Source organism: Novosphingobium lindaniclasticum LE124 (genome assembly GCF_000445125.1).
GTDB lineage: Bacteria > Pseudomonadota > Alphaproteobacteria > Sphingomonadales > Sphingomonadaceae > Novosphingobium > Novosphingobium lindaniclasticum.
In genome coordinates, this window is the sequence record NZ_ATHL01000042.1 from 12407 (window position 1) to 38504 (window position 26098).

General features: G+C 65.9%; 31 protein-coding genes. 7 read left to right on the forward strand and 24 right to left on the reverse strand.

From position 1 onward, the window contains the following. Positions 1–3: 3 nt before the first annotated feature. The 3 genes from fliF to L284_RS30080 form a co-directional block, all read right to left on the reverse strand. Positions 4–1614 (reverse strand): flagellar basal-body MS-ring/collar protein FliF, encoded by a 1611-nt coding sequence (gene fliF, locus L284_RS30075; RefSeq protein ID WP_031341609.1) that lies wholly within the window; start codon positions 1612–1614, stop codon positions 4–6. Positions 1615–1709: 95 nt separating this feature from the next. Next, positions 1710–2396, reverse strand: a complete 687-nt coding sequence (locus L284_RS0123785; RefSeq protein ID WP_235054309.1) for a FliH/SctL family protein — start codon at positions 2394–2396, stop codon at positions 1710–1712. 117 nt (positions 2397–2513) lie between these two features. After that, positions 2514–3542 carry a flagellar motor switch protein FliG gene (locus tag L284_RS30080; protein WP_021233021.1) on the reverse strand — a complete coding sequence of 343 codons (1029 nt, stop codon included), beginning with the start codon at positions 3540–3542 and terminating at the stop codon, positions 2514–2516. Between the two features lie 106 nt (positions 3543–3648). Between L284_RS30080 and L284_RS30085 the strand changes: the two genes are divergently transcribed. From L284_RS30085 to L284_RS0123790, 4 genes are all read left to right on the forward strand, one after another. After that, on the forward strand, positions 3649–6354 hold the full coding sequence (locus L284_RS30085) for an NHL repeat-containing protein (RefSeq protein ID WP_031341611.1): 2706 nt from the start codon (positions 3649–3651) through the stop codon (positions 6352–6354). Positions 6355–6365: 11 nt separating this feature from the next. After that, positions 6366–6791: a flagellar biosynthesis protein FlgB gene (locus L284_RS30090; RefSeq protein ID WP_031341612.1), complete on the forward strand. Its 426-nt coding sequence runs from the start codon at positions 6366–6368 to the stop codon at positions 6789–6791. 458 nt (positions 6792–7249) lie between these two features. Next, a complete protein-coding gene (locus tag L284_RS30095; protein ID WP_021233024.1) occupies positions 7250–8530 on the forward strand; it encodes a helix-turn-helix domain-containing protein in 1281 nt (426 codons plus the stop codon). 81 nt (positions 8531–8611) lie between these two features. Further along, positions 8612–10012 (forward strand): putative bifunctional diguanylate cyclase/phosphodiesterase, encoded by a 1401-nt coding sequence (locus L284_RS0123790; RefSeq protein ID WP_160172096.1) that lies wholly within the window; start codon positions 8612–8614, stop codon positions 10010–10012. A 65-nt stretch (positions 10013–10077) separates the two neighbouring features. Here the strand turns inward: L284_RS0123790 and L284_RS30100 are convergent, their stop codons facing one another. The 8 genes from L284_RS30100 to flgC form a co-directional block, all read right to left on the reverse strand. Beyond that, on the reverse strand, positions 10078–10500 hold the full coding sequence (locus L284_RS30100; RefSeq protein ID WP_021233026.1) for a hypothetical protein: 423 nt from the start codon (positions 10498–10500) through the stop codon (positions 10078–10080). Then, on the reverse strand, positions 10490–10789 hold the full coding sequence (locus L284_RS30105; protein ID WP_021233027.1) for a rod-binding protein: 300 nt from the start codon (positions 10787–10789) through the stop codon (positions 10490–10492). The genes L284_RS30100 and L284_RS30105 overlap by 11 nt, the downstream gene beginning before the upstream one ends. Before the next feature lies 1 nt (position 10790). Then, positions 10791–11903 carry a flagellar basal body P-ring protein FlgI gene (locus L284_RS30110; protein WP_021233028.1) on the reverse strand — a complete coding sequence of 371 codons (1113 nt, stop codon included), beginning with the start codon at positions 11901–11903 and terminating at the stop codon, positions 10791–10793. 82 nt (positions 11904–11985) lie between these two features. Then, on the reverse strand, positions 11986–13056 hold the full coding sequence (flhB, locus tag L284_RS30115) for a flagellar biosynthesis protein FlhB (RefSeq protein WP_021233029.1): 1071 nt from the start codon (positions 13054–13056) through the stop codon (positions 11986–11988). A gap of 4 nt (positions 13057–13060) precedes the next feature. Beyond that, the gene (gene fliR / locus L284_RS30120) at positions 13061–13846 is read right to left on the reverse strand and encodes a flagellar biosynthetic protein FliR (RefSeq protein WP_021233030.1); all 786 of its coding nucleotides are present in this window, start codon (positions 13844–13846) and stop codon (positions 13061–13063) included. 4 nt (positions 13847–13850) lie between these two features. After that, entirely contained in the window at positions 13851–14114 is a 264-nt protein-coding gene (locus L284_RS30125; RefSeq protein ID WP_021233031.1) for a flagellar biosynthetic protein FliQ, read from the reverse strand. Positions 14115–14150: 36 nt separating this feature from the next. Beyond that, positions 14151–14486, reverse strand: coding sequence for a flagellar hook-basal body complex protein FliE (locus tag L284_RS30130; RefSeq protein ID WP_021233032.1), 336 nt, complete (start codon positions 14484–14486; stop codon positions 14151–14153). Between the two features lie 11 nt (positions 14487–14497). Then, a complete protein-coding gene (gene flgC / locus L284_RS30135; protein ID WP_021233033.1) occupies positions 14498–14905 on the reverse strand; it encodes a flagellar basal body rod protein FlgC in 408 nt (135 codons plus the stop codon). A 118-nt stretch (positions 14906–15023) separates the two neighbouring features. On the opposite strand from flgC, the gene L284_RS30140 reads away from it, so the two are divergent. Genes L284_RS30140 through fliP form a run of 3 tightly spaced genes read left to right on the forward strand, consistent with a single transcriptional unit; the run spans position 15024 to position 16339 of the window. Next, on the forward strand, positions 15024–15257 hold the full coding sequence (locus L284_RS30140; RefSeq protein WP_021233034.1) for a FliM/FliN family flagellar motor switch protein: 234 nt from the start codon (positions 15024–15026) through the stop codon (positions 15255–15257). Between the two features lie 4 nt (positions 15258–15261). After that, positions 15262–15591, forward strand: coding sequence for a FliO/MopB family protein (locus tag L284_RS30145; RefSeq protein ID WP_021233035.1), 330 nt, complete (start codon positions 15262–15264; stop codon positions 15589–15591). Beyond that, a complete protein-coding gene (gene fliP / locus L284_RS30150; protein ID WP_021233036.1) occupies positions 15584–16339 on the forward strand; it encodes a flagellar type III secretion system pore protein FliP in 756 nt (251 codons plus the stop codon). The genes L284_RS30145 and fliP overlap by 8 nt, the downstream gene beginning before the upstream one ends. A 48-nt stretch (positions 16340–16387) precedes the next feature. On the opposite strand, the gene L284_RS30155 is transcribed toward fliP, so the two are convergent. The 13 genes from L284_RS30155 to motA form a co-directional block, all read right to left on the reverse strand. Next, positions 16388–17029, reverse strand: coding sequence for a PilZ domain-containing protein (locus L284_RS30155; RefSeq protein WP_081673911.1), 642 nt, complete (start codon positions 17027–17029; stop codon positions 16388–16390). A gap of 23 nt (positions 17030–17052) precedes the next feature. Then, positions 17053–17490 carry a hypothetical protein gene (locus L284_RS30160; RefSeq protein ID WP_021233038.1) on the reverse strand — a complete coding sequence of 146 codons (438 nt, stop codon included), beginning with the start codon at positions 17488–17490 and terminating at the stop codon, positions 17053–17055. 79 nt (positions 17491–17569) lie between these two features. After that, positions 17570–18436: a flagellar motor protein MotB gene (locus tag L284_RS30165; protein ID WP_021233039.1), complete on the reverse strand. Its 867-nt coding sequence runs from the start codon at positions 18434–18436 to the stop codon at positions 17570–17572. 11 nt (positions 18437–18447) lie between these two features. Then, positions 18448–18750, reverse strand: coding sequence for a hypothetical protein (locus tag L284_RS30170; RefSeq protein WP_235054310.1), 303 nt, complete (start codon positions 18748–18750; stop codon positions 18448–18450). 35 nt (positions 18751–18785) lie between these two features. Beyond that, a complete protein-coding gene (locus tag L284_RS30175) occupies positions 18786–19316 on the reverse strand; it encodes a chemotaxis protein CheD (protein WP_021233041.1) in 531 nt (176 codons plus the stop codon). A 4-nt stretch (positions 19317–19320) separates the two neighbouring features. After that, on the reverse strand, positions 19321–19710 hold the full coding sequence (locus L284_RS30180; protein ID WP_031341617.1) for a response regulator: 390 nt from the start codon (positions 19708–19710) through the stop codon (positions 19321–19323). A gap of 12 nt (positions 19711–19722) precedes the next feature. After that, positions 19723–20754, reverse strand: coding sequence for a protein-glutamate methylesterase/protein-glutamine glutaminase (locus tag L284_RS30185; RefSeq protein ID WP_021233043.1), 1032 nt, complete (start codon positions 20752–20754; stop codon positions 19723–19725). Beyond that, positions 20751–21635 carry a CheR family methyltransferase gene (locus tag L284_RS30190; protein ID WP_021233044.1) on the reverse strand — a complete coding sequence of 295 codons (885 nt, stop codon included), beginning with the start codon at positions 21633–21635 and terminating at the stop codon, positions 20751–20753. The genes L284_RS30185 and L284_RS30190 overlap by 4 nt, the downstream gene beginning before the upstream one ends. After that, positions 21635–22126 (reverse strand): chemotaxis protein CheW, encoded by a 492-nt coding sequence (locus L284_RS30195; protein ID WP_021233045.1) that lies wholly within the window; start codon positions 22124–22126, stop codon positions 21635–21637. The genes L284_RS30190 and L284_RS30195 overlap by 1 nt, the downstream gene beginning before the upstream one ends. After that, positions 22123–24363, reverse strand: a complete 2241-nt coding sequence (locus tag L284_RS30200; protein ID WP_021233046.1) for a chemotaxis protein CheA — start codon at positions 24361–24363, stop codon at positions 22123–22125. Before L284_RS30200 ends, L284_RS30195 begins: the two co-directional genes overlap by 4 nt. Further along, on the reverse strand, positions 24360–24725 hold the full coding sequence (locus L284_RS30205) for a response regulator (RefSeq protein WP_021233047.1): 366 nt from the start codon (positions 24723–24725) through the stop codon (positions 24360–24362). Before L284_RS30205 ends, L284_RS30200 begins: the two co-directional genes overlap by 4 nt. Further along, positions 24722–25078, reverse strand: a complete 357-nt coding sequence (locus tag L284_RS30210; protein WP_327194202.1) for an STAS domain-containing protein — start codon at positions 25076–25078, stop codon at positions 24722–24724. Before L284_RS30210 ends, L284_RS30205 begins: the two co-directional genes overlap by 4 nt. After that, positions 25062–25946 (reverse strand): flagellar motor stator protein MotA, encoded by an 885-nt coding sequence (gene motA / locus L284_RS30215; RefSeq protein ID WP_021233049.1) that lies wholly within the window; start codon positions 25944–25946, stop codon positions 25062–25064. Before motA ends, L284_RS30210 begins: the two co-directional genes overlap by 17 nt. Positions 25947–26098 lie beyond the last annotated feature (152 nt).

The window sequence follows — 26098 nt, forward strand, 5'->3', positions numbered from 1 at the left end:
CTTTCAGCTGTTCATCCACTGACGGATTACGGATGCGGATTCTGCGGGACTGGCCGAGATGGCGTCACCTATGCGGCGCAGGGCGGAGAGCTTGATACGCCCGTCCACTTGCGCCAGCGCGATTTCCTGGTCGAGCATCTCGCCCTCGGCCGCGCGCTTTTCCTCAAGCTGGCGCAGGGCCTCCTCGTCGCCTTCGGCGGCACGCTCGTTGAGCGCCATCAGTTCGGCCTCGTCCGCCGTCAGGCGCTGCTCGACCACGCCTTCGACCAGCGGCGGCGGGGCCAGCTTGGGCTTCAGCATCTTGATGGCGAAGAGGATCACGCCGCCGACGATCAGGACCTTCAGAACGTCGAAGATGCGCTCCCAGGTGAGGCCGAAGGGCAGGCCGCCGCTCGCACCCTCAAGGTCGGTCGGCGCATTGAAGGCCATGTTCTCGACCACGACGCTGTCGCCGCGCTCGGCATCGAAGCCCACCGCGTTTTCGACCAGGCGCTGGAGGCGCTGCACTTGCGCCGCCGGCAGGCCCTGCGGGCCGCCGTCGACCATGACTGCCACGGTCAGGCGCTTGACCTGGCCGGGCGTGCGCACCGCGACCTTCTGGGTGCGGCTGTTCTGGTAGGTGACGTCTTCCGAAGTCTCGTTCTGCGCCGAACGGCGCGCGTCGCCGCCATTGCCGTTGACGTTGCCCTGGTTGTCGGGAAGCTGCGCGCCCACCGTGACGCCTTCGGCGCCCGCGGAGTTCTCGTCGCTTTGGTTGCTTGATTCCACGGTGGTCTGATGCGCGATGACCTGGGTGTCGGGATCGAAGACTTCCGATTCCTCGCGCACCTGGTCGCGTTCGAGCACGGCGGCCACTTCGGCGCGCACTTTGCCCTGGCCGACGATCGGCTCGATCATCGACTCGATCTCGCTGCGCAGGCGCGCTTCGACCGAGTTCTGGCGATCTTCCAGATTGCCCGCGCCGGCGTCGCCGCCCTCGCCCGCCCGCGCCAGCAGCGCGCCGGTCTGGTCCACGATCGAAACCGCCTCGGGATTGAGATCGGGCACGGCGGAGGCGACGAGGTAGCGAATCGCCTGGATCTGCTCGCCGGAAAGGCGGCCGTTGGTCTTCACCGTAACGGCGGCGCTGGCCTTGCGCGGATCGGTTTCGAACATCGCGCGCTCGGGCATGACGACGTGGACGCGGGCCTTGCTGACCTTTTCCAGGCTCTCGATCGAACGGACCAGTTCGCCTTCGATGGCGCGCGTCTCGTTCAGCTTGGCGCGCGACGAGGAGATGCCGAATGGCTCCTCCGCGTCGAGCACGTCATAGCCGATCTTGCCGCCGAGCTGCTCCGACGCCATCGACATGCGCAGCTGGGCGAGCTTGTCGACCGGGGCCATGACGGCGGTGCCATCGGCCGAGATCTGGAAGGGAACGTTCTGCCCCTTCAGCTTCTCGGTGATCGACTGGGCGGCCGAGGGATCGAGGTCGGTATAGAGATAGCCCATCTCCGCCGCAGGACTGCGGAAGGCCATCCATCCAAGCCCGACCAGCATGGCCAGGGCCACGCCGCCCATCAGCAGGGCCCGACGGGGGCCGATCTGCTCGATAAAGTTCCGCAACGGGTTCAAAAGTCGCCTCGTATGTCAGCGGCGTCACCCCGTGGTGTCGCCCCTGACATTATAGGATAATCGGCTAGGCAACTCTTGCCGGTATCGCGAAAAGTTTATTCGCCCGCTTCCTGCCCCGATCGGTCGCCCGTTTGCGGCGCCAGAACGCCGGCCAGTTCGGCCAGGACCGCCGCGCGTCGCGCGCCCGCATCGACGTTGAGACCGCCTTCCGCCCAGCCAATATGGGCATCGCCCAGGGGCAGGGCATCATCGTCGACGACGACGATCGACATCGACCGACGCTCACGCGCGCGGCGCTCCTCGACGAGGCGCTCGATGTCCTCGCGCATTGCCGGATTGGCGCGGATTGCCAGCGCGGTATCGCGCGAGACCTGATCGAGCGCGCGCGTCAGCGCCTCGTCGATGGCGCGGGCGGGCTGCGCGGCGATGACATGGCCGGCCAGCAGTTCCGCCGCCTGAAGCGCGATCGCTCCCGCTTCGGCGACGACCTGGTCCATCACCGCATCGAAGCGGCGCTCGACATCGTCGATCGAGGCATGGAGCGCATCGGTGGCGGCCAGCATGGCTTCCGCCCGCTCGCCACGCGCCTGCTCCAGCCCGGCTTCGAAACCGTCTACCCGTGCCCGCGCGAGTTCGGCGACGTGATCCTCGTGCAGGCGTTCGATCCGCGCCTGGAGTTCCTCGACATGTTCGCGCAACGCGTCATGCCGCCCCTCGTCGACAACCGGCTCGTTGGTATCGAAACGGAATATCCTGTCGAAACCGAATGGCTGAATGGTCATGGGATCCTCCATCATCGCCGCACCCTCGGAATTCGTGAACGGTATCATTAGCCTAGCTCGCGCCAGGACGAAACAGGCATCCGCCTGTCTCGAGCGGCGTGAGCTTGGACAAAGACATCAATAAATCATCGCGTCGTCGCTCTTGGGATCGACGAGCATGATCTCGCCGCGGTCGCCCAGCGACTTGGCCAGACGCACGAGCGAGGTCTGCGCTTCCTCGCATTCGCGTGCGCGGACCGGGCCCATGGCGGCCATGTCGTCGCGCATCAGCTTGGCGGCGCGCTCGGTCATGGCACCGAAGAACATCTTCTTCATCTCGTCCGGCGCGCCCTTGAGCGCCAGCGCCAGTTCGCGCTTGTTGCAATTGCGCACGATCGTCTGGATCGCGCCCGGCAGCAGGTTGCCGAGGTCCTCGAAGGTGAACATGAGCGCGCGGATGCGTTCGGCCGATTCCGGCGCCTTCTCGTCGAGCGCGCCGAGCATGGCTTCCTCGGTTGAGCGGTCCAGCGCGTTGAACAGTTCGGCCATGGTCTCGTGCGGATCGCGGCGCTGGGCACGCGACAGATTGGTCATGAACTCGCTCTTGAGCGTCTGTTCGACCTGGACGATCACGTCCTTCTGCACGGTGTCCATGCGCAGCATGCGCATGACGACGTCGGTGGCGAATTCGCGCGGCAGTTCCGACAGCACGCGCGCGGCATGGTCCGGGCGCAGCTTGTGCAGGATCACCGCAACGGTCTGCGGATATTCGTTCTTGAGATAGCCCGCGAGCACCGCCTCGCTGACGTTGGACAGCTTGTCCCACATCGTGCGACCGGAAGGACCGCGAATGTCCTCCATGATCTCCTTGACGCGATCTGCCGAGAGAATGCCTTCGAGCAGGCGCTCGGTCGTCTCGTAGGAGCCGTGGAGCGAGGCCATGCTCGACACTTCGCCGGAGAACTGCACCAGCAGATGCTCGACCACGACCGAGGGCACCCGGCCGAGCTGGGCGATCGTGGCGGACAGCTCCTTGATCTCGTCGGTATTGAGCTGCTCCCAGATCGGACCGCCATGGTCGCGGCCGAGAGCGAGCATCAGCGCGGCGGCGCGCTGCATTCCCGAGTATTTCTTGAGCTCCGGCGGCTCAACCACCGCGGCCATCATGGTCACTTCGATACCCCCGAAAAATTGCTCGATTCCGCACGGTTTGGGCGTTGTTCCCTCTATTTATAGGAGGAAGACGAAGCGCAACTGCCCGATGGAGACAGAATTGGCGATAAATATAAACAATGGGTTGATCGGCCTGTCGATTCTCGGCGGAGCGAGTTCCTATTCCGCCCTGTCCTCCTCCCTCGCCAGCATGGAAAGCGCCGCGGTGCTCAAGGCCAAGAAGGCGTTCACCACCGCCCTGCCGAGCACCACGCCGCCCTGGCAGGAAGATGCCGACACCCGCCCGGTCAGCGCGCAGATCCTGGCGATCAAGAAGATGCTGTCGATCGTCGACACCAAGAAGGACGGTTCCCTCGAAGACCTTCCGGACGTCCAGACCGCCTTCACCACCTACAAGGCGCTGGATCGTCTTCGCATCCTGGCCGAAAGCGCGGCCAAGGCCTCGACCTCCTCTTCGGAACGCGCCTCGCTCCAGAAGGCTTTCGCGCAGGGCCTGCGCGATCTCCAGTCCTTCCTGGGATCGGCCGACAGCGATCTCGTCACGCTGAACTTCGGCACCCAGACCAGCAATGCCAAGTCGGTCGCCGTCAAGGCGGGGAACTCCAGCGGAACCGTCGTCGGCGAAGGCGTGTCCAAGACGCGCGACGCCGCGCTCGCCGGGATGACCGGCGATGAAGTGCTGCAGATCAAGCTGACCAGAGGCAGCACCACCGAGACGGTGACGGTCGATCTGTCCCAGACGACCAAGCCGCCCACGCTCGATTCGGTGGCTGCGGCGCTGAACGCGGCGATCGCGGGCACCCAGGCGACGGACACGAGCGGCAGTCCGGTAGTGGATGCCGATGGAAATCCCGTCAGCAAGTGGAAGTCGAACTTCACCGTCGCCAAGAACGATGGCAAGTGGGGCCTCGTCTTCAACCCTTCGGGAAGCGAGAAAGTCGCGATCGACCAGGTCGGCGGCAGCGATGCCCTGATGATCGCCAGCGGCGAGACGGCAAAGGACGGGCCGACCGCCGCGCGCGTCTACCGCGTGGAGGACCTTGCCGATTCGCTGTCCTGGCAGCGCCTGAGCAAGCTCAACGCCATCGACAGCACGGCCACGGCGGAAGCCAAGGCCTCCGCAACGCCAAGCGATTTCGAGGGCAAGGACTACACGGTCACCTCCCCCACGCAGGCCAAGGCGATCGCGACCGACGCCGAAGGCTTCAGCTATGTCGTCGGCACTACGGCCGGCGATGTCGGCACGCGCATTTCGGACGGCTCGGACGACCTCTTCCTCACCAAAGTGGACAGCGAAGGCCATGTCGTCTGGCAGCGCAGCCTGGGCGCCGCCGGCAGCGCCGAGGGCGCGGCGGTGACGATCGCGGCCAACGGCGATATCGTCGTCGCCGGCACCGTCAGCGGCGCCTACAACGGCGGCGACGACAGCCAGACCGACATGCTGGTCGCGCGCTACAACATCAAGGGCGAGCAGCTCTCGTCCACGGTCATCCGCCAGGTCGGCAACGAGACCGCAAGCGCGGTGACGGTGGGCGACGACGGCAGCATCTACGTCGCAGGCAAATCCTCCACCGGTGGCGGCGACGCCTTCATCGCCAAGCTCGATGCCGCCGGTAAATTCCAGGAACGTCGTACGATCGACAGCGGCGGCCCGGATTCAGTCACCTCGCTCGCCATCGACAACGACGGCAACCTGCTGGCGCTCACCAGCGAGAACGGCATGGCGACCATCCGCCGGATCGATTCGACTTCGCTCGGCAACGACCTCGGCTCGATCGCGCTGGGGAACGTGACGGCGCGCGCCATCGCCATTTCCGACGCGGGCGAGATCGCCGTCGTCGGCACCACCAGCACGGCGGTGAACGGCGCCCAGGTCAACGGCATCAACGGCGGGCAGGACGCCTTCGTCACCCGCATCGATGCGGCGATGTCCTCGGCCAGCACGACCTATATCGGCACTTCGGCGACCGACCAGGCCGACAGCGTCACCTACCTGAACGGCACGCTCTATGTCGGCGGACGCACGGCGGGCGACCTGTCCGGCGCCAAGTCCGGCAGCGTCGACGGCTTCGTCGCGCGCATCGACGCCGCCACCGGCACGATCGAGAAGGTTTCCCAGTGGGGCCTGCATTCCGCCACCACCGAGCCGGTGAAGATCTCGGCCGTCGCGGGCGGATCGACCGTGCTCGGCGCGCTGGGCCTCAACCGGGGTACGCTCAACGACCAGGAGTCGACCACCCTCTTCTCCCAGACCAGCCTGCAGGCGGGCGACCAGTTCACCCTGCGCGTGGATGGCGGTGCCACCCGCACCATCACGATCGCCAAGGACGAGACGATGGCCACGCTGTCGCAGAAGATCCAGCGGATCACCGGCACCAAGGCCACCATCACCACGCCGCGCGTCGATGGACAGAGCACGCTCAAGATCCAGGTCAAATCCGGCTTCAAGATCGAGCTCGGCTCCGGGGCCGACGGCAAGGATGCGCTGTCCAAGCTGGGGATAGACCCGGTGCGCCTCGTCTCCTCCAAGGCGCCCGATCCCGATGGGCCGAAAGTCACCCCCGGCGGCAACTACAGCCTGGGCCTTGCCAATACGCTCTCGCTGACGGACGCCAAGACGGCCGCCGTGGCCCTGTCGAAGATCAATTCGGCTCTCTCCATGACGCAGTCCGCCTATCGTTCGCTCTACTGGGACTCCACCAAGGCGACACTGGTGGACGGCGCGATCACCGGCGGCGGCACCGCCTATCAGCAGAAGCAGCTCGCCAACTACCAGGCCGCGCTTTCGCGCCTTACCGGCTATTGAGGAAATCCTTCATGTCTTCTCTTCCTCCTATTTTCGACGGCATGGCCCAGTCGATGAAGTTCATGGCCGAGCACCAGCGCGTGATCGCCGAGAACATCGCCAACAACGAAACGCCCGGCTTCAAGGCACGCACGGTGGAGGCGCCGGACTTCTCCTCGCTCGTCTCGCAATATGGGGGAGCAGGCGGCACCCCGCGCGTCTCGCGGCCCAAGGTGGAGCTGTCCGGCGGCATGACGGCGCTCGGCGCGCGGCCACCCCAGGCGGGGAGCCGCGTGATCGCCGATAGCAATACGACCGAGACGAAGCCGGACGGCAACAACGTCACTCTGGAAGACCAGTTGCTCAACCTCGGGCAGGTCCAGGCCGATTTCGCGGCGATGACCAACCTCTACCGCAAGCAGATCGGCCTGATGAAGACGGCGCTCGGCCGAGGCTGATCCCGATTTGCCGACGATTTGAAGGAAGGGCGCGGTTCGGTGGAACTGGCGCCCTTTTTCGTTCGTGCATCGGCGCGGCACCGTTCATCCTGCCTTCAACGGGAATCGATATTATCCCATAAAATCGACGAACCGAGTGGATAGGATGGAACTGGATGAGCGCGGACGACGTTCCCTGAATAAATATATCATTCCAGCTTTTTAACACCGCCCTTGCGGGACGAGGATTCTCCCGGACAGCCAGAACTTGGTAGGAAAGTTTTTCCTGCAATGAAACTGCGTTCTCCTGGAAACACGACAGAACTAGCCAATATGGTGCAAAACAGGGAGCCAAATGGTGGAAGTTATTGCCGAGAATGACAATTCGACCCACTTTGGTACGATATACATAATGGTTTATTGACCAAGTGTCCGATCCGTGGAAAAAATTCGGCGTCCATAGCCAAGTAAGAGCTTCAATGACCCACAAACCGCTTGGCCAAAAAGCGCTTTCCCACAAATCGCCGGAATTGCAGAAGCGGGGCGCGAAAGCGCTTGCCGCGGTGCCTGCGGCGATCGAGATCGATGCTTATCGCACGCTCGTGTTCCCCAACCGCATCCGCAAATTCCGCAAGCAGCTTAATATTGGATCGCTGCTCGAATTGTCGGAGAAGCTTCCAGCGATAACCTATATCCGGCTCTCGAAGATCGAGCGGGGAGAAATCTTCGCGCGCGCCGGCGAGTTGCGGGACATTGCAGGCGCCTTGGGCATCGATGCCGAAGAATTGCTGATCGACATCGACGATACGGATTTCGACATCGCTGCCTGGGCCGATCCACTGCATGGCGGAGACCGGACCGACCCGGAAGCCGAACGCTTCGCCGTGCTGCTGGCGGCCGCCCTGCGCCGCCGCCGCGCGGCCGACGATACGCTGACCATCGCCGCGCTCGAACAGGAATATGGGATCGCTCCTGTGATCCTGTCGCGCATCGAGAATGCGCTGAAACCCTTCGAGCGCTGGAACGAAGAGATCCGCACCTCCCTGCGCCGCCTGTTCGCCGCTTCGGACGATGCCGAACTGGTCGCGATCGTCAACGATGCGCACATGCGCGGCGATCTCGACGCGGTTTTGCCCATGGTGGCGAACCCGCAGCTTCGCATCACCAAGTCGCGCAACCGCATCGCCGCCCTGCGGAACGAACTGTCCGCTGCACCGCGCGAAGACCTGGAATCCCCGGCACCGGCGGGCACGGGCGGCCTGCGGGCGGCACCGGGCGAACGCGGCGCTTCCCGTCGCACGGCGCTGGAACGGCCGCTTCTCGATCAGCCTCTCGGCAAGCGGGCGGCACCCTCGCCCGCCGTTTCCGCGGAAGAGATCGCCGCACAGCATGCCCCGCTCCACCTCGTCCCGGTATATGGCAGCCCGCTTCCCGATGGCCTGATCGCGCGCACGCCCGCCGGCACGCAAGTCGAAGCCCCGCGCAGTTCGGGGCCGCGCACCTATGGTCTGCGGCTGGGCCGCCCCACGCTCGGCGCCGGACTGCCCGGACGGTCGATCCTCCTGGTCGATCCCGATCGCTTTCCCTCGGCCGGCGGCCTTGCCGTCGTCACCGAAGAGCAGGGGTTGCGGGTTCTGTCGGTCACGCTGGACCGCCAGGGCCGCATGCTGGGCTATAGCGAAAACCCCGATCTCGAAATCGCGATAGACGAGATCGATCCCGTCAACCTCGGCACGGTCGTAGCCGCTCTGTTCGAATAAGTGACAGCAATTGACATGAAGCCGGGCCCGTAGCACGGGGCGGCGCCATATAATGGTATGTCGGACGTCCCGGAAGGCATGATGCGCATACCGAATCTGTTGAAGCCGAAGGGCAAGCGGCGCTCGCCGTCGCCCGCGGCCGGTCTGGCGCCGTCACTTTCGAACGCGCGTGGATCCCCGCTGCGCCTGATCGAGCAGGCCCTGGCCGGCGTTCAGGCGGCCTCACCGCAAGGCGCCGCGCTCGCGGCAACCGACGGCGGAGCCGGCGTGGATGGCAATGCCCTCTCCCGCCCCGCCGTGCTGCTGATCGTCAATCTCGATCGCTTCAAGCTCATCAACGACCTCTGCGGCCCTGCCGCCGGCGACCGGCTGATCGAGATCATCCATCACCGGCTGACCGGCATCCTCGATCGCTCGCCCGTCATCCATCTCGGCGCCGACGAATTCGCATGCCTGCTGACAGAGCCTCCTTCGCAGGACCGAGCCGAGCAACTTGCGGCCACGCTGCTGGCGGCGATCGGCGATCCCGTCAGCCTTGGCCGCCACATGGTCCATCTCACCGCCTCCATCGGCATCGCCAGCGGCACCTCCCATGTCATGGCGGCCGAGGAACTGCTGCGCGCCGCCTCCATCGCCCTGTCCCACGCCAAGGACGCGGGCGGCGGGCACATCCTGCGCTTCTCGCCCGAGATGTTCTCCAGTCTCGCCGAGCGGGCCGCGCTGGAGGAAGACTTGCGCGGCGGTCTGCTGCGCGGCGAAATCAGGCCGTACTACCAGCCCATCGTCGCGCTCCCTTCCGGCGAAGTCATGCGCTTCGAGGCTCTGGTGCGCTGGCACCATCCGCAGCGCGGCATGCTCGGACCCGGCCGCTTCCTGTCGATCGCCGAGGATGTCGGCCTTGACGACGACCTGCTCTACGCCATGGCCCGCCAGTCCTGCCGCGACGGGCGCGACTGGCCGGAGCGGATCGGCCTGTCGCTCAACATGTCGCCCCGCCAGATCTGCAACCCTTGCGTCGTCGCGCAGGTCATGCGGATCGTCTTTGCCAGCGGCCTGGCCCCGGAGCGGCTCACGATCGAAATCACCGAGGATGCGGTGATCCACAATGTCGCCGCCGCGCAGGCCGCTGTGGCCACCTTGCGCCAGGCGGGGGTCGGGATAGCGCTGGATGACTTCGGCACCGGCTACGCCAGCCTCAGCCGGATCTGCACGCTGCCGCTCGACATGATCAAGATAGACCGCACGCTCGTGCAATCGCTGGATGACGACGCCGGGCGCAAGCTGGTCAAGGTCGTGATGGATCTGGGCCAGAGCCTGTCGATGCCGGTGACCGCCGAAGGGATCGAGACGGCGCGGCAGGCGCGCGACCTCACCGCTCTGGGCTGCACTTTCGGACAGGGCTATCTGTTCGGTCGGCCGGCATCCGCCAGGGATACGGCGGAACTGCTCGCGAGTAGCGAAGCGGTCAGCATCGACTGCTGAAGGTGTGAAGAGAGGGCTGCCCGATCCCGATCACGGGAAACCTTCTCCCATTGCGTTTCAGGCGCTCAATACTCGCTGTTGAACGAGATGGGCGTGGTCAGGTCGAGCCGCGCGATGTCGCCTTTCGATCCATAAGTGTATGTGCGGTTGCCCGAAAGACGCTTGGCCTCGCTGGCGATGGCGCCCATCATCTCCATCGACAAGTCGATCTGCCGCTCCAGCAGCGCGGAATTGACCAGCGAGGCGGCCCGCAGTTCGCCCAGGGCTTCGGCCAGGCGCTCGCGCGTCTCGTCGTCCATCTGCTCGGTCCACTCCGGCTCGAGCCGGTTGCGACGCGCCAGCACTTCTTCCAGCGACGCCACGAGCCGGGTCTTCGCCGCCGCGAGTTCCGCCAGATCGAGCGCGCGTTCGCGGCCTTCCAGGCGCTCCGTCTCCTCGCGCATGACCATGGACAGCGAGGTCATGATCTCGATCAGTTCATTCGGCACTGCGGCTACCTCCCTGCATACGGATGATCTGGGCCTCCACGGCCGAGGCGATGCCCAGGCCCCTGCCCTTGGCGATCTGGTTGCCCAGCTGCTCGGCCAGCACCCCGCGGAACATCTCCTCACCGTGACCGCCCGAGAATTCATCGCCCCGTTCGACGGTTTCCAGCATGATCTTGGTGATCTGGCCGGCGAAGACACCCTCGAACTCGCGCGCGACTTTGGCCGGGCTGCGGTCTGGCGTCTGCACCACGGGACGGGACGGAAGCGAGCGAAGAACCGGATCTGCCATCTTACTGTACCGCGATTTCGGCCTGCAGGGCGCCTGCGGTGCGCAGGGCCTGGAGGATAGTGATGAGGTCGCGCGGGCTGACGCCCAGCGCATTGAGCCCGGCCACGAGCGTCTGCAGCGAGGTTCCGCCGTTCAGCACTGCCAGATGCGCGCCGCTGCCGTCGTCCGCCTCCACGCGGGTGCGCGGCACCACGGTGGTCTCGCCATTGGAGAAGGGCGCGGGCTGCGATACGATCGGCGTCTCGGTAACGCTGATGGTCAGGCCGCCCTGGGCGATCGCCACCGGGCTGACGCGCACGTCGGCGCCCATGACCACGGTGCCGGCCGCCTCGTTGATGACGATCCGCGCGACCTGGTCCACCTGGACCGGCAGGTTTTCGACGCGGGTGATGAGATCGATCACCGAACCGCCGGCCGGATTCAGCTCCACCGTGCCGGGATCGAGCACTTGCGCCGCGCCGGGAGCTTCCCGGTTGATGGTGGCCGCGATCTGGCGCGCCGTGGTGAAATCGGGGTTCTTCAGCGCCAGCTTCAGCGTCTGGGCGGAACGCAAGTCGTAAGGGACTTCGCGCTCGACGATGGCACCGCCGGCGATGCGCGCGGTGGTCATGACGCCGCGGCTGAGCTTGGCCGCCGCACCCTGGGCCTTGAAGCCCGACACCGCCACCGGTCCTTGCGCCACGGCGTAGATCTCGCCGTCCAGCGCGCGCAGCGAGGAGACGAGCAGGATGCCGCCTTGCAGGCTCGTGGAGTCCCCGAGCGCGGAAACCTGCACGTCGATCGAGGACCCGGCGCGGGCATAAGGCGGCATCGTGGCCGTCACCGTCACGGCGGCGACGTTCTGCGTCAGCATCTGCGTGCCGCGGATGTTGACGCCCATGCGTTCCAGCATCGCCTGCAAGGTCTCCTCGGTGAAGGGGATATTGCGGATGCGGTCGCCGGTGCCCTGAAGGCCGACCACAAGCCCGTAGCCGACCAATTGGTTCGGCCGCACGTTCTCGACATCGACGATGTCCTTGATGCGCGGCTGCGGTCCCGCGACCGCCGCCGTTGGCGCGAGCGCCAGTGCCAGCGCCCCCAGCCCCGTCGTCAGGGCGAAAAGCGGACCGGACATCCTCGATTTGAAACGCTGGGGCATCACTGACCTTATAGGATGGTTGAAGCGACAGACGGCGGGCAGGTTTGGGATTTTCACCTCAGTTCCGTCCGGTCCTGGCGAGCCGCATGACGTAGCCGATGATCTCGGCCACGGCGGCGTAGTGCTCGATCGGAATCGGCCGGTCGATGTCTACGGCGGCGTAGAGCGCGCGGGCGAGCGGCGGGCTCTCGACAATCGGCACCTTGGATTCGGTGGCGATTTCGCGGATGCGCAGGGCGATCGCGTCCACGCCTTTCGCCACCACCACCGGCGCCGCCATGGCGCCGTGGTCGTACTTGAGCGCAATGGCGTAGTGCGTCGGGTTGGTGATGATCACGCTGGCCTCGGGCACCGCCGCCATCATACGCTTGCGAGAACTCTGCATCTGGATCTGGCGGATCTTGGCCTTGATCTTGGGATCGCCGTCGCTCTGCTTGTGCTCGTCCTTCACTTCCTGCAGCGTCATCATCATGCGCTTCATGAAAGCACGGCGCTGGTAGATGAAATCGAACAGCGCCAGCGCGACCACCAGCAGCAGCACGGCACGGATCGCCTCGAAGGCCATCTGCCCGGCTGCCGCGCCGACCGCCCCCGGCGTAAAGCCCACAAGCTGGTCGAACCCGGTCATGCGCGGCTTCAGCACCAGCAACACGACGAGGCCGATGGCGCTGAACTTGGCCAATGTCTTGGCGAACTCCACCATCGCCCGCATGCCGAAAATGCGCTTGATCCCGCTGGCCGGGTTGAGCTTGGACCATTTCGGCTTCAGGCGCGACCAGCTCAGCATCGCGCGGCTCTGGAGGAAGATGGTGGCGACGGCACAGGCGAAGAGCACGCCAAGCACCGGCAGCAGCGAAAATGCGAAATGACGCGCGACGCCTGTCATCAGGTTCTGCGCACCGTCCGAATCGAGCGGATAGTCCTCGGCACTGCCCCAGAGGCGCGTCATCATCATGCCGAGATGGCGCATCGTGGAAATGCCGACCCAGCCGGTGACGATCAGCGCGCCGGCCATCATCGCGGCATGGCGCACTTCCGGCGCCATCGCCACTTCGCCGCGCTTGCGGGCATCCTCAAGCTTCTTCTGGGTCGGCTCGTGTGTCCGCTGGTCCTTGTCGCTCTCGGCCATGGCGCTAGAGGCTCCATCCGTTCTGCATGAAGCTGCCCATGGCTGTCGCAAAAGCCGTCAGCATCGTGCCCAGGGTCATCGCCAGCACCGAAATGCCGAGCAGCAGGTTCAGCGGCTGGGTGATGAAGAAGACCTGGATCGAAGGCGCCACGCGCGCCGCCAGGCCGAGGCCTACGTTGAACAGCGCGCCATAGAGGATCAGCGGCGCCGACAGGCTGACGCCCAGTGCCAGAGACTGGCCGGTGACTTTCACCGCAAGGTCGGCAAACTGCGCGGCGGGCGGAAGGCCCCCGACCGGGAAGACGCTATAGGACTGGAAGATCGAGGCGATCCACAAGTGGTGGACGCCCAGGCTCATGCAGACGATCACCGCTGCAATCCCGAACAGGCGCGAGAGCAGCGGCGCCTGGCCGCCCATCGAGGGATCGGCGACGAGCGCGGAGGCCAGGCCGACCTGCTGGCTGGCGATGGACCCGGCGATGGCGGCGGCGCTGAACAGGATCTTCACGATCATGCCCATGGCGATGCCCACCAGCATTTCCCCGATCACCAGAAGCGGCAGCGAAACGTCCGACTTTACAGCTTGCGCGACCGGTCCCTGCAGCATGCCGTAGAGGCCGAGCGTGAAGCCAAGCGCCATCACCAGCCTGATCTGCGGCGGAATGGAATCCTCCGAGAATGCAGGCAGCAGCATGATCACCGCACCGACCCGGCAGAACAGGATGAGGAAGGTCGCCGCGTCGATCGGCAGCGCCGCCAGCGTGGCCATGTCGAGGGAAGCGCCGCCCATGACGTCAGCCGGTGATGATGGCGTCGGCGATGCGGTCCATGAAGGCGCCGAGCGCATGGCCGATCATCGGCAGCGAAAGCAGCATGACGACCCCCAGGACCAAGATCTTGGGCACAAACGTCAGCGTCATCTCCTGCACTTGCGTAAGCGCCTGGAGCAGGCCGATGACGACGCCGACGATCAGCGCGGCGATCAGCATCGGGCCGGCGATGGTCAGCACCAGCACCAGCGCCGCGCGCGCGATCTCGATGGCTTCGGGTGAGGTCATGATGGCCGACTCTCGTGAAACTACGTCAGGACAGGACTAGATCTGCATCCGCATGATGTCGGAGTAGGCATTCACCACGCGGTCGCGCACGGCGACCACGGTGTCGAGCGCGGTCTCGGCGGCGCCGATCGCGGTGACCACATCGATCAGGTCGCCCTTGCCGGCCACCTGCTTGGCGCTTTCCGCCTCGGCGGTGCGCAGCGAGGTCGAGGCGTCGGTCACCATGGATTCCACCATGCCGGCGAAGTTGCCGCCAGTGCCGGCACCAGCCGCGGACAGGCCGGCGAGGCCGCCTGCGGCGCCGCTCGAGGGCGCAGCCGTCTTCATCGCGCGGCCGTAGGCGGCCGCGGCGTCGAGTGCTCCGATTGCCATGGAAGTGTTCCTTACTTGAGCAGGTCGATCGTGCGCATGGTCATGCCGCGCGCGGATTCGATCGCATTGAGATTGGCTTCGTAGGATCGCTGCGCGGCCTTCATGTCGGCCGCCTCGATCAGCGGATTGACGTTGGGCTGGCTGACATAGCCCTGCACGTCGGCGGCCGGGCTGCCCGGCTGGTAGACACGCCCGAACTGGCTCTTATCGCCTTCGATCGACTTGACGGCCACCTGGGTGGCGCCGCTCGCACGGTCGACTTCGGCAGTGAACGTGGCGACCCGGCGGCGATAGGGATCGGCATCCGGCGTCTTCGCCACGGAGTCCGAGTTCGCCAGGTTTTCCGCGATCACGCGCATCCGCAGCGACTGGGCGCGAAGGCCCGATGCCGAGACGCCGATCGAGTTGTTCAGTTCCATCAAGACAGCTCCTGCCCTGCCTTCGTGGCAGTCAGCATCCTTATAGGCATTTTTTGCCTAGTCGCGGCATGATCCTATAAATTTAATTCCTATAAGCAGGCTTGAAAGGAGACGCGCCATGTCCGTCCTCGAAGGCATTCCCATCGACATGTCGATCGTACTCGGATCGACCAGCATCCCCATCCGCCAGGTCCTCAAGATGAGCCGAGGCGCGATGATCCCGCTCGACTGCGGTCACAACGATCCGACCCGCGTCTACGTCAACGACCAGCTTGTGGCCGAAGGCAAGATCCTGATGAACGGCGAGATGATGTCGCTGGAAATCACCAAGGTCGTCGAGCGCGAGCGCTGAACGCATGGACTTTCTCTCTCTCCTGCGGACTCTCGGCGCGCTGGGCGTGGTGCTCGGCATGCTGGTCGGCGCGCTATGGCTGGTGCGCCGCTACGACCTGAAGCTGCCGCAGAAGTGGCTTAACGGCCAGCTTTTCGCCGGCATCGGTTCAGACCGGTCCGACCGGCGGCTCGAACTGATCGAGCGCCTGGCCATCGACCCGCGCCGCTCCGTCGTCCTCATTCGCCGCGACTACCGCGAGATCAGCCTGCTGATTTCGCCCGAAGGCGTCGTCATGCTCGATTCCGCGCCGTGCATCGGCCCGATCACTCCGAAAGCTCCTGCCGATGCGTAAGTCTTATGCCGTCGCCGCCGCACTCTGCGGGGCGACCGTTCTTGCCTTCCTGCCCGAAGCCGCCATGGCGCAGAAAGTCGCCGGTGCGCTGGGTGAAGGCGCCCTGTCCGGCCCTATGTCAGGACGCGTGATCCAGCTTGTCCTGCTGATGACGGTGCTGAGCCTGGCGCCCGGCATCCTGATGACGATCACCTCGTTCACGCGCATCATCGTCGCCCTGTCGCTGCTGCGCTCGGGCCTTGGCGTGCAGGGCGTCCCGCCCAATCCCGTGGTGATCAGCCTGGCACTGTTCCTGTCGTTCTTCGTCATGGCGCCGACGTTCGACGCGGCCTGGAAGGACGGCATGGTTCCCTATAACCAGGGCCGCATCAACGAGACCCAGGCGCTGGAGCGCGCCAGCAAGCCGTTCCACACCTTCATGCTCAAGCAGGTGCGGGAGGACGACGTGAAGCTGTTCGTCCAGCTCTCCGGCAAAGTGCCCGCCTCGCGCGCGGAACTGCCGATGACGACGCTGATGCCGGCTTTCATGATCTCCGAACTGCGCCGCGCCTTCGAGATCGGCTTCCTGCTGCTGCTGCCGTTCCTGGTGATCGACCTCGCCGTAGCCGCCGTGCTGATGGCCATGGGCATGATGATGCTCCCACCCGCGACGATCTCGCTGCCGATGAAGATCATCTTCTTCGTGCTGGTGGACGGCTGGGCCTTGATCGCCGGGTCGCTGGTGAAGAGTTTCGGTGTGCCGGGATAGCGGTATTTCGTCGTCCCGGACTTGATCCGGGACGACGGATATGAGGCCTCATTCGCCGTAGCGCAGAGGGCGATCAATCAGCCAAGCGCCGAAATCTGCGAAAGCCAGCGGCTCCAGGAACGAGAGGCCATAGGCGCCCTCGCCTACCCAGCGCACCGCAGCCTCCCGCTCGCCGAGGCCGGGCACCGCCAGCGTGACGATGCTGTCCTGCGCCAGATGCACCTCGGCGACGAAACGGGCGCCGCCCTGCGAGAGGTCGATCAGGCGACCGTCATGCCGCTGATGGGCGGCGCGCAATTGGGCGGCGCAATCGACATCGAATCGAGGGCCGCGGGCGACACCTTCGGGACCGACGCGATTGGCGACATGGCCGAGCAGTCCCGCAACGTTCACCGGCGTGTCGAATTCCATGCCGATGCGACCATTGAGCGCCCACCGCACTGTGCCGCGTAAAACGTCGCCTGCCTTCAGGGTTACGTGAACCTGCTGGTCTACAGCGAAGATGCCGTGAACTTCGGCCATGAGATCGAGATCGGAGATGTTGCGGATGCGGCAGATCGTCTCGCCGGACCGGCTCGCCAGCTTGCCGATCAGCAGGATCGTCGTGACCCGCGGCCCGCGCGGAGTACGAGGCGCGGCAAGCGGCATGGGGCCGCCGCTCTGCGACAGGGCGGAAGAGGACGCGGGCATCGCTTTCTTCGGCTCCTCGACGCTCAGACCGGCGCGGCCTGGGTGACGACCACGCGCCGCACCAGGTCCTTGCCGTAGACTTCGACGGCGGCATCCATCACCACGCGGCGGAATGCCTCGACACCCGGGATCAGGCCGTCCGGCCCGCTGGCCAGAGGCGTGCGATAGGTGCGCATGTTCACGGCATTGAGCAGCAGCGGAAGCTGGCCGGTGACGTCCTCGGCCTTGCCCTTGGCGACTTCGACCTGGCACTCGAACGAGACATAGCCGGAGAGCCGGCCATCGGGGAAGGTCAGGGGCGCCAGGATGGTGCCGGTGGGTACGAATTCCGTTTCCACTTTGGTCGGCCCCAGGTCCGGCATCGCCTGCGGAAGGAATTGCCGGGCGGCATAGGCCCCGCCGATGCCGACGCCGGTTCCGGCGGCCAGCGCCGCCAGGCCGATCACGATCCGCTTGATCACGGTATTCTCCGATCCAGATTGCTCGATTGCCCGCAAGTCCGCCCGGACTGGGCCGCATCGCGGGGAAGAGTCGTCATCTTCAGAACTTAAAGCTCGCGTCGCGGGGCAGCGCGGAAGGCTCTGCCATGACGACGATGGTGATGCGGCGGTTCTCGGGCCGGTCCGGACGGTCGGGATAGACCGGCTCGGTGCCGGCCTTGGCCACGACTTCGGCAAATCGGTCCGCCGGAAGCCCCGCCGCGATCATCGCCGCGCGGGCGGAAAGGGCGCGCTGCGCGGACAGGTTCCAGTTGGCCTCGCTCTGGCCGCCCGAACTGTCGGTATGGCCTTCGATGGCGACCTGCGCCCCGGTGCCCGCCAGCTTCTGCGCGACGCGGCCCAGCAGATTGCGGGCATAGTCGTTGAGCTGCGCCGTCGGACCCTTGAACATCGAGCGATTGGCATTGTCCATCAGATGGATGCGGAATCCGTCGCGATCGGGCTGGACGTCGATGCTGCGCTTGCCCTGATCGGCATCGACCGGTGGGTCGAGCGAGAGCTGCATTTCCTGCGCCATCACGCGCAGCGCCGCTTCGGGTATATCCGCCGTACCGCCGCGCGCAGCGCCTTTGGTGCCGGCTTCGGCCGAGGGCTGCCCCACGGATACGGTGTCGGCCGACTGGGCGCGGCGGCTATGCCCGCCCATGCCGGGCTGCGATCCGGGCTGGTTGGTCAGCGTGGTCGCCGGAGAAGACCGATCGGCATTGGGCGAGAAATACTCCGCCAGGCCCTTGAGCTGCTCCTTGTCCGGATTGGCCAGCAGCCAGAGCAGCATGAAGAATGCCATCATCGCCGTCACGAAGTCGGCATAGGCGACTTTCCAGGCGCCGCCGTGGTGCCCCCCGTGCGCGTGCTTCTTGACCTTGCGGATGACGATCGTGGGATGATCGTCGTTGGCCCGTGCCACGTTCTAAGTCCTCAATCCAGAGCGGCGCGCAGCCGGTCCTGCATGACGCTGAGCCGGACGGCTCCAACGGCATCGTCGGGGCTTTGGCCGCCGGCCACACGGTCCAGGAGGGCGGCGCTTTCGTCCACATGCTGGGCGATCAGATCGAAAGCCTGCAGCTGGTCGATGTAGTCGAGCACGAAGCGCTCGTCGTTCACCAGCACGCCGGCGAGTTGCTCCAGCAGCTCGCGGGCGACGCGCATTTCCTGCGCGAGCGCCTGCCAGAGCGGCGCCGCCGCCGATCCATCGGCCGACGCTTCCATCGGAATTGTCATTACTTCCCCCTGAATATCGATCCGCTGCGCCATGATCAGAACAGCTCCAGCTCGCCGGTCGGCTGGGACACCGGAACCGGTTTCGGCCGTTCGACCGGCGGCAGCGGCTGGTCCTGCACCAGCGTCGCGCGCACGCGCCCTTCGAAGGGCATGAACTCCACCTTGCGCGCCTGGGTGCCGCCGAGATCGCAGTGATCCAGCGCGATGCCTTCTGTCTGCATGAAATTGCGGGCGAACTGCGCGTTCTTGGTGCCGATGCCGCCGAGCCCGGCGACGATGTTGGCGCCGCCATAGAGGTGGCCGCGCAGCCGCGTGCGCTGCGCTCCGTGCTTCATCAGGGCGTTGATCAGCAGTTCCATCGCATGAACACCGTAGCGCTGCATGTCCGCCGGGTTGACCGGGGCGTCGGCGCCCGGCTCTCCCAGCAGGAAATGGTTCATCCCGCCGACGCGCGCGACCGGATCCTGCAAGCAGGCCGCGACGCACGAGCCCAGCAGCGTCGAGATGACGACGCCGGACTGATGGACGACGTGATATTCCCCCTGAACGATGGCAACGCGGCGCATGACTTCAGACCAGTTCGCCGAAGACGCGTTCGATCTTTTCCTTCAGTGCCGCCGGCGCGAAGGGCTTCACCACGTAGTTGTTCACGCCCAGGGCCGCGGCCTTCTGAACCACTTCCTTGTCCGCCGAACCGGTGAGCATGATGAACACGGTCTTGCCGATCACCGGATCGTTGCGAACCGCTTCCAGGAACTCGAGACCGTCCATCTCGGGCATGTTGTAGTCCGAGATGACGAGATGGACGCGATCGGTCTTGATCGACGCCAGCGCTTCCACGGCGCCGCCCTTGTCGCGAATGTCCTTGAAACCCAGATCCTGTAGCGAGCGACGGATCATCGCGCGCATGGACGTCTGATCGTCGACCACCATTACTTTTATTGCAGACGCTGCCGGCATGAACCGCTCCATTTATCGCCGACACGCGCCGAGGATAGCCTCGGGCATGGCGGACAAACTGAATTCCTTTTCCACCGCACCCGCCTCGAGGGCGGAACGCGGCATTCCGTAGACCACGCAGGTCTCGCGATTTTGTCCCAGCGTGCGGGCTCCGGCATCGCGCATGGCCTTGAGGCCCAAGGCGCCGTCCGAGCCCATCCCGGTCAGGATGACGCCCACCGCGCGCGAGCCGAGCCGGGCCACCGAACGGAACAGCACGTCCACCGAGGGACGATGCCCGCTGACGGTATCGCCCGCCACGAGCTTGATCTGCCCGCTGGTGCCGCCCAGCAGTTCCATGTGCTGGCCGCCGCCCGGCGCGAGATAGACCGTGCCCCGGCGCAGGTTCATGCCGTGCTGGGCTTCCAGCACCTGCACCCGCGCGGCCTTGTCGAGCCGGGTCGCGAAGCTGCCGGTGAAGGCCGCGGGCATGTGCTGGACCACCAGGACCGGCGGGCAATCGGGCGGAAGGGCGCCGATGATCGAGAACAGGGCTTCCACCCCGCCGGTCGAAGCACCCACGGCGATGACCACGTCGCGCAAGGTGCCCTGCGCCACATTGACCGGCGCGGGCGGGCTGGCGGTGCGGCGCACCGAGGACCGCGCCGCGGCCTTGACGATCTTGCGCAGCAGCGCACCGTCCTGGGCGATTTCCAGCGGATTGCCGGAAGGCTTGGCGATGCAGTCCACGGCGCCGAGACGCATGGCCTCGATGGTGGACTCGGTGCCGCGCGCGGTCAGCGTCGAGCACATGACCACCGGCATCGGACGCAGGCGCATGATGCGTTCCAGAAAGGACAGGCCGTCCATCCCCGGCATCTCGATATCGAGCGTGACCACGTCGGGATTGAGCGACTTGATCATCTCGCGCGCGGCATGCGGCTCGGGCGCCATGCCGACGACCTCGATGGCGGGATCGTGGCTCAGCAGCTTGTTCAGCAGCGCACGCATCGCCGCGCTGTCGTCGACGATAAGAACACGGGTCTTCTCGGGAGCCACCGTCATGCGGGGCCGCCATCGTTGCGCGCGTAGATCGTCTGGCCCACCGGCTTCATCAACCGCGCAGCGGGGCCGATCAGGCGTTCGGAATGGCCGATGTAGAGCGTGCCGCCAGGCGCCAGCATCTCGACGAATCGCGCCTCCAGCTCGGCCTTGGCGGTATCGTCGAAGTAGATCATCACGTTGCGGCAGAAGATCACGTCGTACTTGCGCCGCATCGGCCAGGTATCGAACAGGTTGAGCACCCGCGCGGCGACGAGTTCCCGCAGAGGATCGGCCACCACATGGTCGCCGTTCGCTTCGGCGCGCATCCAGCGCCTGCGGTAGCTTTCCGGGATCGGCTCCACGGTGGCGGCGGAATAGCGCGCATCGCGCACCGCCTGGACGACCGGCGGCGAGATGTCGGTGGCAAGCAGGCGCACGTCGCCCTGCTGCAGCCAGGCCGCGCTCGTCGGTCCGTCGCCCGCAAGGCACATGGCGATCGAATAGACTTCCTCGCCGCTGGAGCAGCCCGCCGACCAGATCCGCACCTTCTCACCCCTGCGCGCGCGGTCCTGCAGCTTGGGCAGGACTTCGCGGCGCAGATGGTCGAAGTGGTGGTTCTCGCGGAAGAAGTGCGTGTGGTTGGTGGTCAGCGCCACCACCATGGCATGGCGTTCCTCGGCATCGCGCTCCACCAGCGCGACGTAATCGACAAAGCTGGTCAGCCCATGTTCGCGCAGGCGGCGGCTCAGGCGCGAGTGGACGAGGGTCGTCTTGGCCTCGACCAGATGGATGCGCGCCTCTCGCTGCATGATCGCGGCGATGTCGCGGAACTGGGCGGAGCGCAGTTCGGCCGTAGCCCCCAGCGTCCCGCCCGTTCCTTCAGAGGAAGCCAGCACGGTCATCAGGCGACAAAGTCCGGGATCTGGCGCGTCAGGCTCAGCGCGTCCAGGTCGAGCAGCAGGCACATGGCTTCGGCATTGGCGGCGTCATGGGTGCGGCGCTCGATCTTGACGAGACCGGCGATGGCGCCCTGCTCGTTGATCTCGACATCCGGCGCGGGCTGGATCTCGCTGCCCTGAATCACGACGATGTCCTGCACTTCGTCCACCAGGAAACCGGCATGGCGGCCATTGATGGTGACCACGAGGATGCACGAGCGCGCATGCAACTCGCTCGGTGCCCAGCCGAGACGCTCTGACAAACCGACGACAGGAACGACCGAACCGCGAAGGTTGGTGACGCCCTTCACATAAGGCGGCACGCTCGGCAGCGGCGTGGGTTCCTCCCATTCGCGGATCTCGATCAGCGAGCGCATGTCGATGCCGAACAGGCGGCTGCCCAGCGTGAAAGTGACGATCTTGCGTTCGTCGAGTTCGGTGTCTTCGGTGCTCATGCTGCCATTCCTTTCAGCGCATACTTGGACGAGCCGCCGGTCGCGACCAGGGCGTCGATGTCGAGGATCAGCGCGATCGAGCCGTCGCCGAGGATGGTGGCGCCGCCGAGGCCGCGGATCGGGTGGAGGTTGTCCTCCAGGCTCTTGATCACGACTTCGCGGCGGTTATCGATCGTGTCGACCATGAGGCCGACGTTGCCCGCCGTCTCGCTCTCGACGATGATCACGAGCGAGTCCTCGGGCGCCCGCTCGGAGCGCATGCCGAACATCTCGCCCACGCGGCGCACCGGCAGGTACTGCCCGCGCAGCTCGATCACTTCGGAGCTGGGCGACGTGGCCTGGACCTGGCCCGGCTCCGGCTGGACGGTCTCGACCACATTGGCGAGCGGCAGCACGAAGCGCTGGTCGCCGAGGCGCACGATCATGCCGTCGAGGATCGCCAGGGTGAGCGGCAGCGCCATGGTGAAGGTCGTGCCCTCGCCCGGCACCGAGTTGATTTCCAGACGGCCGCCCAGCGCCTCGACGTTGGAGCGGACCACGTCCATGCCGACGCCGCGCCCCGAAATGTTCGAGATCGTCTCGGCAGTGGAGAAGCCCGGCGCACAGATCAGGCCGTCGATCTCCTCGTCGGACAGCGCGGCGTCGGCGGAAATGATGCCGCGCTCGATCGCCTTGGCCCGCACCCGCTCGCGGTTGATGCCGCGACCATCGTCGCGCACGCGCACGATGATGCGCGCACCCTTCTGCTCGGCGGAGAGATGGATGGTGCCCTCTTCGGGCTTGCCGGCGGCGAGGCGTTCCTCGGCGCTTTCGATGCCGTGGTCCACCGCGTTGCGAATCATGTGGGTGAGCGGGTCGCCGATCTTCTCGATCACGCCCTTGTCCACTTCGGTCATCTCGCCGATGGTTTCCAGCACGACCTTCTTGCCGGTTTCCGCCGAAAGGTCGCGCAGCATGCGCGGCACGCGGGAGAAGGCCTGCTTGATCGGCTGCGCACGCAGCGACATGACATTGTCCTGGATCTGCCGCGTCAGGCGCGAGAGTTCAGGCAGTTCCACCCGCTCCTGGTCGGCGGGCGAGAGCCGGTCCGACAGGATCGAGCCGCGGATCACCAGTTCGCCCACGAGGTTCAGAAGCTGGTCGAGCTTGGACAGGTCGACACGGATCGACTGCGCCACTTCGACACTGCCCTGGCGGGTCTCGGCCTTCGGCGCAGGCGTGGGCACGGCGGCGAGGACGGGAGCAGCGGAAGCGGGCGTAGCGGCTGCGGCCGGGACCTGGGCCGCCTCGGCGGCAACCGGCACCAGCGTCAGGACGGCGTCTGACGGCGCTTCGGAAACGATCGGCAGAGGTTCGAACAGGCCGAAACCGTCGAATTCGTCGGCCGCCGGTTCTTCCACGATGGCGACCACCGTTTCCTGGCGAGCGATGTCCACCAGCGATGCGGGGTCCACGAAGTCGAAGCAGTCGCGGATGTCCTGCTCGGCAACCGTGCCCGGAACGCGCAGGGTCCAGACGAAGTAGCTGTCCTCCGGGTCGAGATCGCGCAGGCCCGGAAGAGTTTCCAGATCGACGTCGGTGACCGAGGCGCCCATTTCCTCCAGTTCGCGGATCACCAGCATCGGCTCGCCGCCGTTGCCCAGCGCGCCGCGGGAAGGACCAAAACGGATGGTCCATCCTGCGGGCTCGGCGGGTTCCGGCGACGTCAGGTCGTCGAGCACCACCGCCACCGGCTCGAAGCCGAAAGGATCGAAATCATCGATTGTCGCCGCGAGCGGCGTAAAGCCGAAGTCGTCGAGCTGCGCCGCGGGCTCGGGCGCGGTTTCCACCTGAGGAGCTGCCGCGACGGCACCCTTGCTTTCGAGGATGGAGTCGAGCTGCTCGAGCATGGCGGCGTCGGCCGGCGGTTCGGTGCCGCCCTGCGCCGCCGCGACGTGATCCGACAGGATGTCGAACGCGCCGAGCATGGTCTGGGTCACTTCGGGGCTGGCAACGATGCGGCCGGCGCGCACTTCGTCGAGCACATTCTCGAACCGGTGCGAAAAGGCCAGCAGCGCGGCATGGCCGAAGGCGCCCGAGCCGCCCTTGATCGAGTGGACGGCGCGGAACACTCCGGCGATCGTTTCCGCCGAGACATCGCCCGCCGCCATGGCGGAAAGACCGGCCTCGGCAACCGCCAGGCCTTCGGTGCACTCCTCGAAGAAGATGCCCTGGATTTCGTCGAGTTCGTCGCTCACGGGCAGACGCGGCGGACAGCCGCTCCCAGCTTGGCCGCTTCGAAGGGCTTGGTGATCCAGCCGGTTGCGCCGGCTTCACGGGCCCGGGTCTTCTTCTCGTCCGAAAACTCGGTGGACAGCACCAGGATGGGGGTGCCGCGGAACTCGGGCACCTGGCGAACCGCCTCGATCAGTTCGAAGCCGTCCATTTTGGGCATGTTGATGTCGGTGATCAGCAGGTCCGGCTTGACCTCGTGCATGCGCTCCAGGCCATGCTCGCCGTCGTCGGCGGCTTCGACGCGGAAGCCCTGCGCGGCCAGCGAGGCCTTGAGAAGCATCCGCATCGAGGCGGAATCGTCGACGGTCAGGATGAGTTTGCTCACGACGGGAATTCCTCTTCAGAAAGGCCGACGGCTTCCGCCAGCCCGCAGGCCTGCACGCGCTCGACGAAGGCGGCGCTGGGATTGACGATTTCGAAATCATGGCCGGCTTCGCGCGCTTCGGCGCGCGCGGCGACGAGGAGCTGGAGCACGGCCTGGCCGACGGTCTCGACCCGGCTGGCGTCGATGTGCAGGGCGCCATCGAAGTCGCAGGCCAGGACCATGCGGACGCGCAGGTCTTCCGCCGTCACCGTCGATCCATGAACGGGCAACTGCAGCGAGCGGTCTTCGACCTCGGGCTCGGAGATCGGCGATGGAGAGAGATCGAGGTTGGCCATGTCAGGCTGGCTTGGCATTGAGCTGGTCCTTCACTTCGTCGAGCGCGGTCTCGAGCTGCGTGAACGAGGGGGCATAGGGCGAGGGTGTCATGCGGCGCGCCAGTTCGATGGCGACTTCGGTCGGCTGGCCCTGGGCGTGGCCGACGATCGCCGTCTTGACGATGAGATAGGGCTTGAAGTCGGAATCGATGATCTGCTGGAGCTTCTGCGCGATCGGACCGACCAGGCAGTAGGCCAGAAGCACGCCCAGGAACGTGCCGACCAGAGCGCCGCCGATCATGGCACCGAGGATCTCGGTGGGCTGGTCGATCGAGCTCATGGTCTTGATGACGCCGAGAACGGCGGCGACGATGCCCAAGGCGGGAAGGCCGTCGGCCATCATCTGGAGAGCGTGCTGCGGCGCCAGTTCTTCGGCATGGTGGCGCTCGATGTCGCCCTCCATGGCTTCGGCGAGCTGATGCGGATCCTCGAAGTTCACGGTCATCATGCGCAAGTAGTCGCAGATGAACTCGATCAGCCCCTCGTCGCCCAGCAGGCGCGGATAACGCATGAAGATGCTGCTTTCCTCCGGCGCATCGAGGTGCTTCTCGATCGAGTTCGCACCTTCCTTGCGGAACGTGGCAAGGAGCGTGAAGAGCAGCGCCAGCAGGTCGCGGAAGTCGACCTCCGTCCAGCGCCCGCCCTTGAAGACGCGCTGGATCCCGGCCCAGGTCTTCTTGACCGTGGTCATGGAGTTGCCGAGGATGAACGCACCCACCGCGGCGCCGGCGATGGCCAGCATTTCGTGCGGCAGGGCGTGAGCGATGACCATGATATTGCCGCCCGACATCAGGAAGCTGCCGAAGACGCACAGCAGAATGACGACAAGGCCGATGGCGTTGAGCATGAAGAAGATCCGCGATTGATGGCCGCAACAGGTTGGTGGGCCGAAGCCCTGCGTTAGTTATAGGATGCTCTCGCCGGAGCCGGTGCCAGCCGACGGAATTTAGGCACCGCCCCTCTTGTCAGGGCGGCCCACCGCAAAACGAGCACCCCCCG

What these genes read in the sequence shown, in the direction of transcription:
- flgC (WP_021233033.1), bottom strand. Translation starts at nt 14,905, where the DNA reads ATGGAACTGAACAACTCGATCGGCGTCTCGGCATCGGGCCTTCGCGCC.
- motA (WP_021233049.1), bottom strand. Translation starts at nt 25,946, where the DNA reads ATGCTCAACGCCATCGGCCTTGTCGTCATTCTGCTGTGCGTCTTCGGC.
- L284_RS30185 (WP_021233043.1), bottom strand. Translation starts at nt 20,754, where the DNA reads ATGACGGTGGCTCCCGAGAAGACCCGTGTTCTTATCGTCGACGACAGC.
- L284_RS30175 (WP_021233041.1), bottom strand. Translation starts at nt 19,316, where the DNA reads ATGCGCCGCGTTGCCATCGTTCAGGGGGAATATCACGTCGTCCATCAG.
- L284_RS30155 (WP_081673911.1), bottom strand. Translation starts at nt 17,029, where the DNA reads ATGCCCGCGTCCTCTTCCGCCCTGTCGCAGAGCGGCGGCCCCATGCCG.
- L284_RS30130 (WP_021233032.1), bottom strand. Translation starts at nt 14,486, where the DNA reads ATGGCAATCGGAGCACTCGACGCCGCGGCCGCCTACGGCCGCGCGATG.
- L284_RS30090 (WP_031341612.1), top strand. Translation starts at nt 6,366, where the DNA reads ATGTCTTCTCTTCCTCCTATTTTCGACGGCATGGCCCAGTCGATGAAG.
- L284_RS30145 (WP_021233035.1), top strand. Translation starts at nt 15,262, where the DNA reads ATGGACTTTCTCTCTCTCCTGCGGACTCTCGGCGCGCTGGGCGTGGTG.
- flhB (WP_021233029.1), bottom strand. Translation starts at nt 13,056, where the DNA reads ATGGCCGAGAGCGACAAGGACCAGCGGACACACGAGCCGACCCAGAAG.
- fliR (WP_021233030.1), bottom strand. Translation starts at nt 13,846, where the DNA reads ATGGGCGGCGCTTCCCTCGACATGGCCACGCTGGCGGCGCTGCCGATC.
- L284_RS30195 (WP_021233045.1), bottom strand. Translation starts at nt 22,126, where the DNA reads ATGAGCACCGAAGACACCGAACTCGACGAACGCAAGATCGTCACTTTC.
- L284_RS30105 (WP_021233027.1), bottom strand. Translation starts at nt 10,789, where the DNA reads ATGGCAGATCCGGTTCTTCGCTCGCTTCCGTCCCGTCCCGTGGTGCAG.
- fliP (WP_021233036.1), top strand. Translation starts at nt 15,584, where the DNA reads ATGCGTAAGTCTTATGCCGTCGCCGCCGCACTCTGCGGGGCGACCGTT.
- L284_RS30125 (WP_021233031.1), bottom strand. Translation starts at nt 14,114, where the DNA reads ATGACCTCACCCGAAGCCATCGAGATCGCGCGCGCGGCGCTGGTGCTG.
- L284_RS30210 (WP_327194202.1), bottom strand. Translation starts at nt 25,078, where the DNA reads ATGCCAAGCCAGCCTGACATGGCCAACCTCGATCTCTCTCCATCGCCG.
- L284_RS30140 (WP_021233034.1), top strand. Translation starts at nt 15,024, where the DNA reads ATGTCCGTCCTCGAAGGCATTCCCATCGACATGTCGATCGTACTCGGA.
- L284_RS30110 (WP_021233028.1), bottom strand. Translation starts at nt 11,903, where the DNA reads ATGTCCGGTCCGCTTTTCGCCCTGACGACGGGGCTGGGGGCGCTGGCA.
- L284_RS30170 (WP_235054310.1), bottom strand. Translation starts at nt 18,750, where the DNA reads ATGACAATTCCGATGGAAGCGTCGGCCGATGGATCGGCGGCGGCGCCG.
- L284_RS30190 (WP_021233044.1), bottom strand. Translation starts at nt 21,635, where the DNA reads ATGACCGTGCTGGCTTCCTCTGAAGGAACGGGCGGGACGCTGGGGGCT.
- L284_RS0123790 (WP_160172096.1), top strand. Translation starts at nt 8,612, where the DNA reads ATGCGCATACCGAATCTGTTGAAGCCGAAGGGCAAGCGGCGCTCGCCG.
- L284_RS30095 (WP_021233024.1), top strand. Translation starts at nt 7,250, where the DNA reads ATGACCCACAAACCGCTTGGCCAAAAAGCGCTTTCCCACAAATCGCCG.
- L284_RS0123785 (WP_235054309.1), bottom strand. Translation starts at nt 2,396, where the DNA reads ATGACCATTCAGCCATTCGGTTTCGACAGGATATTCCGTTTCGATACC.
- L284_RS30180 (WP_031341617.1), bottom strand. Translation starts at nt 19,710, where the DNA reads ATGCCGGCAGCGTCTGCAATAAAAGTAATGGTGGTCGACGATCAGACG.
- L284_RS30080 (WP_021233021.1), bottom strand. Translation starts at nt 3,542, where the DNA reads ATGATGGCCGCGGTGGTTGAGCCGCCGGAGCTCAAGAAATACTCGGGA.